A 5,177-nucleotide genomic window follows, 5' to 3' on the forward strand; every position below is an offset into this window, starting at 1 on the left:
GCCGTCGTCATAGGCGTCGGCGACGTTCAAGCCGGTGCTGATGCGCTTCTGGGTGGTCGAGAGGGAGTCGCTGACGTTGTTCAGGTTCTTGAGGGCGATCATCGCCCCGACATTGGTATTGACCGAATTAGACATCTGTGCCTCCATTTTGGATAGATTGCGGTCTTCTTCCGCGTGTTAATCGTAAGCCGTATTCGTAAAAAAACGCTTAACCGCACTGTATACAGGGCTTTCCGCCATAGCCTCGGTTGTGAGAATTCGATAGGGCTATGGAGTTTGCGGAACTTCCGCGCGCAGACCGAAAAGATCGGCCGGCCGCCCGAAGAACTCCCCCGCGCCGTGGAGTCGCCGACACCTTGCGGCGGCGTCCCGCGCATTCACCGGCAGATGCCGCATCCCTGGATAGCATTGCGGCAGTCAATGGAATGCCGAGCGGCCGCGATGCTCAGATGAAGTCGATCAGGTTGACCTTCTGCAAGGTCGCCGTGACCTTGTAGGAGGCCTGGAGCTGCGTCTGCACCAGCTGGAGCTTCGAGATGGTTTCGGCCATCTCGACATCCTCGACGTCGCCGACCCCCTGCTTCAGCGTGACCGTGGTCTCGTCGTGCTGGGTGTCCAGCGCCTTCATCCGGGCGGATGCGGAACCGAGTATACCTACATGATTGTCGACACTTTTAGCGGCTGCATCGAGGGAGGTACGCGTTGTAGTCAGCATCGTCTGAAAATCATTAAACGAGGCCGGGTTTTTCGGGTCGTAGGTCAGGTTGGCAGCAGTGGCAAGGCTGCGCAGGATCTCTTGAAATGATGAAACCTTATCGTTTTCTGGAGTAACAACTAAATCTAAATCTTTAGTCTCTGGGCCATTAGCTCGAACCTGATAGCTAATATCCAAGTTTCGATCTACCCTTGCACGTAATGGAGAAGGATCATTCTCTGTCAATGCTTGAGAAAAATAAGTATTATCGAGGGCAATGATCTTGGTATCATCTAAGGTTTGTTGAGCCCCATTTGTAGAGAAGTTTTCTACCTTACCCTGAATGTCTTCAAAAAAATCTTTGGCACGGGCTTCAGGAAACGGAGCAGTGTTGATGTCGCTACCGGCAAAAATGTAGCGGCCTTCAACCTTGGTATTGAGTAGCTGCGCTACTTCATCATAGCCGCGCCTGGCAATATCTTTGACGACAGTCTGATCCGGGGGCGGGTTGCCGCTCAATTTCGTAAGCTGGTCGCGCACGTCGCGCGCCACGTTCTTGATGCGGTCCATCGTGTCGATGGCGCTGGTGACCCGGAGCTGCGCGGTGGCGATGTTCTTCTGATACGTGTCCAGCTCGTTGACGTGTCCGCGCAGATCGATCGACTGCCGCACGTCGCTGCCGAGAGCGCCGTAGACGGTGCCCTTCTTTCCGGTCGAGGTCTGCTCGCTGTACTCGGTCATCCGGGCCTGGATCGCCAGATTCTGAGTCTGAATGCGAAAGAATTGTCCGGAAGTTGAGATCGAGGTCATAGCTGGGCTCCGTTCTCAGATCAGCGCACGATCGAGATGAGGTCGTTGAACATCTGCCGGTTGGTCGAAACCACCTGGGCAGAGCTGGAATACGAGCGCTGTAACTGGATTAGCAGCGAAACCTCGGTATCGAGGTTGACGCCTGATTGATCCGATAGCTTGGTCTTCAGCTGGTCGCGCAGCGAGGTGGCGGATTGAAGCTGCGACGTCGCGCTGGCCTTCTCGTTCACCTGGTAGCTGACCAGCTCGGTGGCGAACGATGCAAAATCCGTGCTACCGGGCAGTGCAGTCACGATGTTCGAGTTAGGCCCGAGGCCATTGGTGAGGACGGGATTGCCCGTCTGAAACGTCTTGGCGGAACCAAGCACGTCGTCGACGATGCTGCGCAGCAGGGTGCTGTCGGCGGCACCTGCCGACGTTGCGTCATCACCGTCGCGCAGCAGTCTGGGATCGTCCCGGACGATTTGGGAAACCTGGATCTGGTTGGCGTAGCCGATCGACGCCGTGGCGGGAAGATCGGGGGGCACCGTGCCGTTGATGTCGGTGAACAGCGTCAGGCCAGCGGTGCTGAACGTTTCGGACAGCGTCTGTGAAAACTCGTCCAGCTGCGCCTGGAAGCGCGGCAGCGACTGGTCGCGCAATTCGAGCAGGCCACCCAGCCTGCCGCCGCGCATCATGCCGGTAACGTCGGCGCCGGTCACCGGATCGCCCAGGCGGATCGGCGCGACGCCGCCCGGATACGCGACCTGCGGGCTGATGAGAGCCATATTGTCCATCGACAGCGGCTTGTAGGTGTCTTCCAGCAGCGGCTGGCCGTAATGGTCGAGGATGGCGATCGAGCCGTCGGCCCGCTTCATGACGTTGATGTCGATCTGCTCGGCGACCAGCCGCACCGCCTCGTCGCGCTTGTCTTCCAGATCGGGTTCCTTCTGGCCAAGCGCCGTCGAGGTGCGGATCTTCCGGTTCAGGTCGTCGATCGTCTGGAATTGGGTATTGATGTCGTTGATTGACCCCTCGATCTCGCCCTGGACGTTGGTCCGGATCGTGTTGATCCCTTCGGCCAGCCGGTTGAGGGTGCGGGCGAGATTGTCGGCCAGCGATACCACTTCGTTCTGAAGCGGGATCGAGCTTGGCGAGTCCATCAGCTTCGCGAAGCCGTCGCGCATCTGGTTGACCACGTTGCCGAGCGAGGTTTCCTGTTCGGGATCACCGTGCAGCATTTCGACCTGGCCGAGATACTGGTCGAGGACCTTCAGGTTGGAGACCCTCGATTCCTGCGTCAGCGTTTCGCGCTGAAGGGCGGTATCGACCTCGCGCTCGATGTTGCCGGTCTGGACGCCGAGGCTCTTGCCGCCCATGACGACGGTGGACTGGGTGAGGACCTTGCGGGTGTAGCCGGGAGTATCGGCATTGGCGATGTTGCTCGATACGGTATCCAGTCCTTTCTGGACTGTCCGCAAGCCGCTCATCGCCGTACGCAGGGAAAGGTCGAGGCCCATTTGATCCACCATTGACCGCAGGTTCCACCTCATGCGGACCCTGCCGACAGTCCATAAGCAAACGCCGGGCCAAGACCGGCGGAGCCATGGAATACACGGGTTCGGCGCCTTTCCGAACCTGGGGCGGTGCAGTCCGGGAAGTCATTGCCGGGCGTCCCACGCGGCAAATTCTGCCGGGGCCGCTGCATGGTTTGCCGACACCTAATGAATACCCCGATACCTTACATACATCTTTTAGCTTAATTCTTATTCGAATAGGAATGTGAAATGATGATTTTTGAAATTAATGTGATTGATTCTTCGAAACCGGATCACTAATGCAGCAACTCACCCTTCGCCAACGCCTTGCGGCGCTCGCAGCCAGCTCGCTTCTCGCAGTCGGGCTGGTCGGCATCATCGGGACCGGGGGCATCGTCGCATCCAACAAGGCCGCGACCGAACTCGTCGACATGTCCGATGCCCTGGCCACCCACATGCTCGGCGACATGATGCATGACGCCCTTCATTCCGACGTGCTGACGGCGCTTCTGTCCTTCAGCCAGGGGACCGGCGAAATCGACTACGCGGAGAACCGGAAGAGTTTCGACGAGCACGCCGAAACCTTCCGCGCGGCGCTGCGGACGAATGCTTCCCGGAACTCCCTGGATCCGCAGATCAAGGCGGCGCTGAACGGCGCCGAACCGGCGCTCAACACCTATATAGCGTCGGCCGAAACCATCATCCGGCTGAGCAAGGACAGGGGTGTCGAGGCTCAGATGCGGATGCCCGAATTCGTCCAGGCCTTCGAGGAACTGGAAGTCCGGAACGAGGAAATCTCGGAGCTTATCGAGCGGCGCAAGGAGGAACGGACTGCCCGCAGCGAGGACACCAGCCGGCTGGCCGTCGTCATGGGCATCGGCGTGACGCTGGCCGGTCTGGCCGTCACGATCATTCTGTCGGTGGTGACGGCGCGCAGGATCACGCACCCCCTGGCCCGTGCCGCCCTGTCCATCCGCAGGATCGGCGAAGGCAGCCGGGACATCGTCCTAGATCCGGGCGCGGACGACGAGATCGGAGAGGTCGCCCGCGCCATCATGACGATGCAGAAACAGGCGATCGATCTGGACGACATGCGCAGGTGCGATGAAGAACGCCGTCAAGCGGCGGAAAGACGCGCCGCCCAGTCGGCCACGGCGACCGCCCGGTTCAACGGCAGCATCGCCGGCATCGTCGAAGCCCTCATCGAAGCGGACCGCGATCTGCGGACCGTCGCCGGCGGAATGTCCGCCCAGGCGTCCGCGGCCAGCGGGCAGGCCATGGCCCTTCAGTCGGCGGCCGGCCAGACCGCAGCCGCGGTCCAGAGCGTCGCGTCGGCCGCGGAGGAACTGTCCGCTTCCGTGATCGACGTCGGGCGGCGCACGACCGAGGCCGCCGAGGTGACCAGCGAAGCCGCCGCACGCACCGAGGAAACGACGGGACGCATCCGCACCCTGGCGGAGGCGGCGCAGAAGATCGGCGTCGTCGTGGACATGATCAACGGCATCGCCAACCAGACCAACCTGCTGGCGCTGAACGCCACGATCGAGGCGGCGCGCGCCGGCGAGGCGGGCAAGGGCTTCGCGATCGTCGCCCATGAGGTCAAGGCGCTGGCTACCCAGACGGCGGGAGCGACGGCGGAAATCGCCGCCCAGGTGACCGGCATCCAGGAAGAGACCAAGCTGACGGTACAGGCCATGCACGATGTCGCGGCGACGGTCGACCGGGTGCGCGACATCGCCATGACCATCGCCGAAGCGGTCCGGCAGCAAAGCCGGACCACCAGCGAGATCGCCCGCAACATGCTGGAGAGCGCCGAGTCGACGCGCGAGATCACGCTGAACTTGGGCAGCGTGTCGGCGGCGATCAGCGATACGGACGCCGCGACCGGCCGCATGACGGCGTCGGCGAGGGTCGTGGCCGCACAGGTCGAGACCCTGCGGGCGGAAGCGGCACGGTTCACCGCGCAGTTGAAGGAGGCCGGCTGAACCCTTGGGACCGGCGCCGAAGCGGCACCGGCTGCCCGCGCAAGCGGTATGGGGATGATCCGGAGGGCGGCGCGGTGCTAGTGTGCCCGCGCAGAGTCCCATGCCGCCGGTCCACCCGGACCGGATCCTCCGATCCTCCAGGCGCCGTCCCATGCTAGCCCAGCTTCTCAC

At 61.6% G+C, this 5,177-nt stretch carries 4 protein-coding genes; 1 reads left to right on the forward strand and 3 read right to left on the reverse strand.

The window, feature by feature from the left end:
• The 3 genes from AC5JJ6_RS40605 to flgK all read right to left on the reverse strand — a co-directional run.
• Positions 1-147, reverse strand: a 147-nt coding sequence (locus AC5JJ6_RS40605) for a flagellin N-terminal helical domain-containing protein (RefSeq protein ID WP_496047500.1), incomplete at its 3' end; no start/stop codon positions are given.
• Positions 148-445: 298 nt separating this feature from the next.
• Complete coding sequence (locus AC5JJ6_RS40610; protein ID WP_496047497.1) at positions 446-1,504, reverse strand: flagellin; 1,059 nt, start codon at positions 1,502-1,504, stop codon at positions 446-448.
• A 20-nt stretch (positions 1,505-1,524) separates the two neighbouring features.
• Positions 1,525-3,015 (reverse strand): flagellar hook-associated protein FlgK, encoded by a 1,491-nt coding sequence (flgK, locus tag AC5JJ6_RS40615; RefSeq protein WP_496047498.1) that lies wholly within the window; start codon positions 3,013-3,015, stop codon positions 1,525-1,527.
• 305 nt (positions 3,016-3,320) lie between these two features.
• Between flgK and AC5JJ6_RS40620 the strand changes: the two genes are divergently transcribed.
• Positions 3,321-5,006, forward strand: coding sequence for a methyl-accepting chemotaxis protein (locus AC5JJ6_RS40620; protein ID WP_496047499.1), 1,686 nt, complete (start codon positions 3,321-3,323; stop codon positions 5,004-5,006).
• Positions 5,007-5,177 lie beyond the last annotated feature (171 nt).

This window comes from Skermanella sp. (assembly GCF_059503625.1).

Bases quoted from the DNA above. Each gene is read 5' to 3' on its own strand.
- AC5JJ6_RS40610 (WP_496047497.1), bottom strand. From the start codon at position 1,504: ATGACCTCGATCTCAACTTCCGGACAATTCTTTCGCATTCAGACTCAG.
- flgK (WP_496047498.1), bottom strand. From the start codon at position 3,015: ATGGTGGATCAAATGGGCCTCGACCTTTCCCTGCGTACGGCGATGAGC.
- AC5JJ6_RS40620 (WP_496047499.1), top strand. From the start codon at position 3,321: ATGCAGCAACTCACCCTTCGCCAACGCCTTGCGGCGCTCGCAGCCAGC.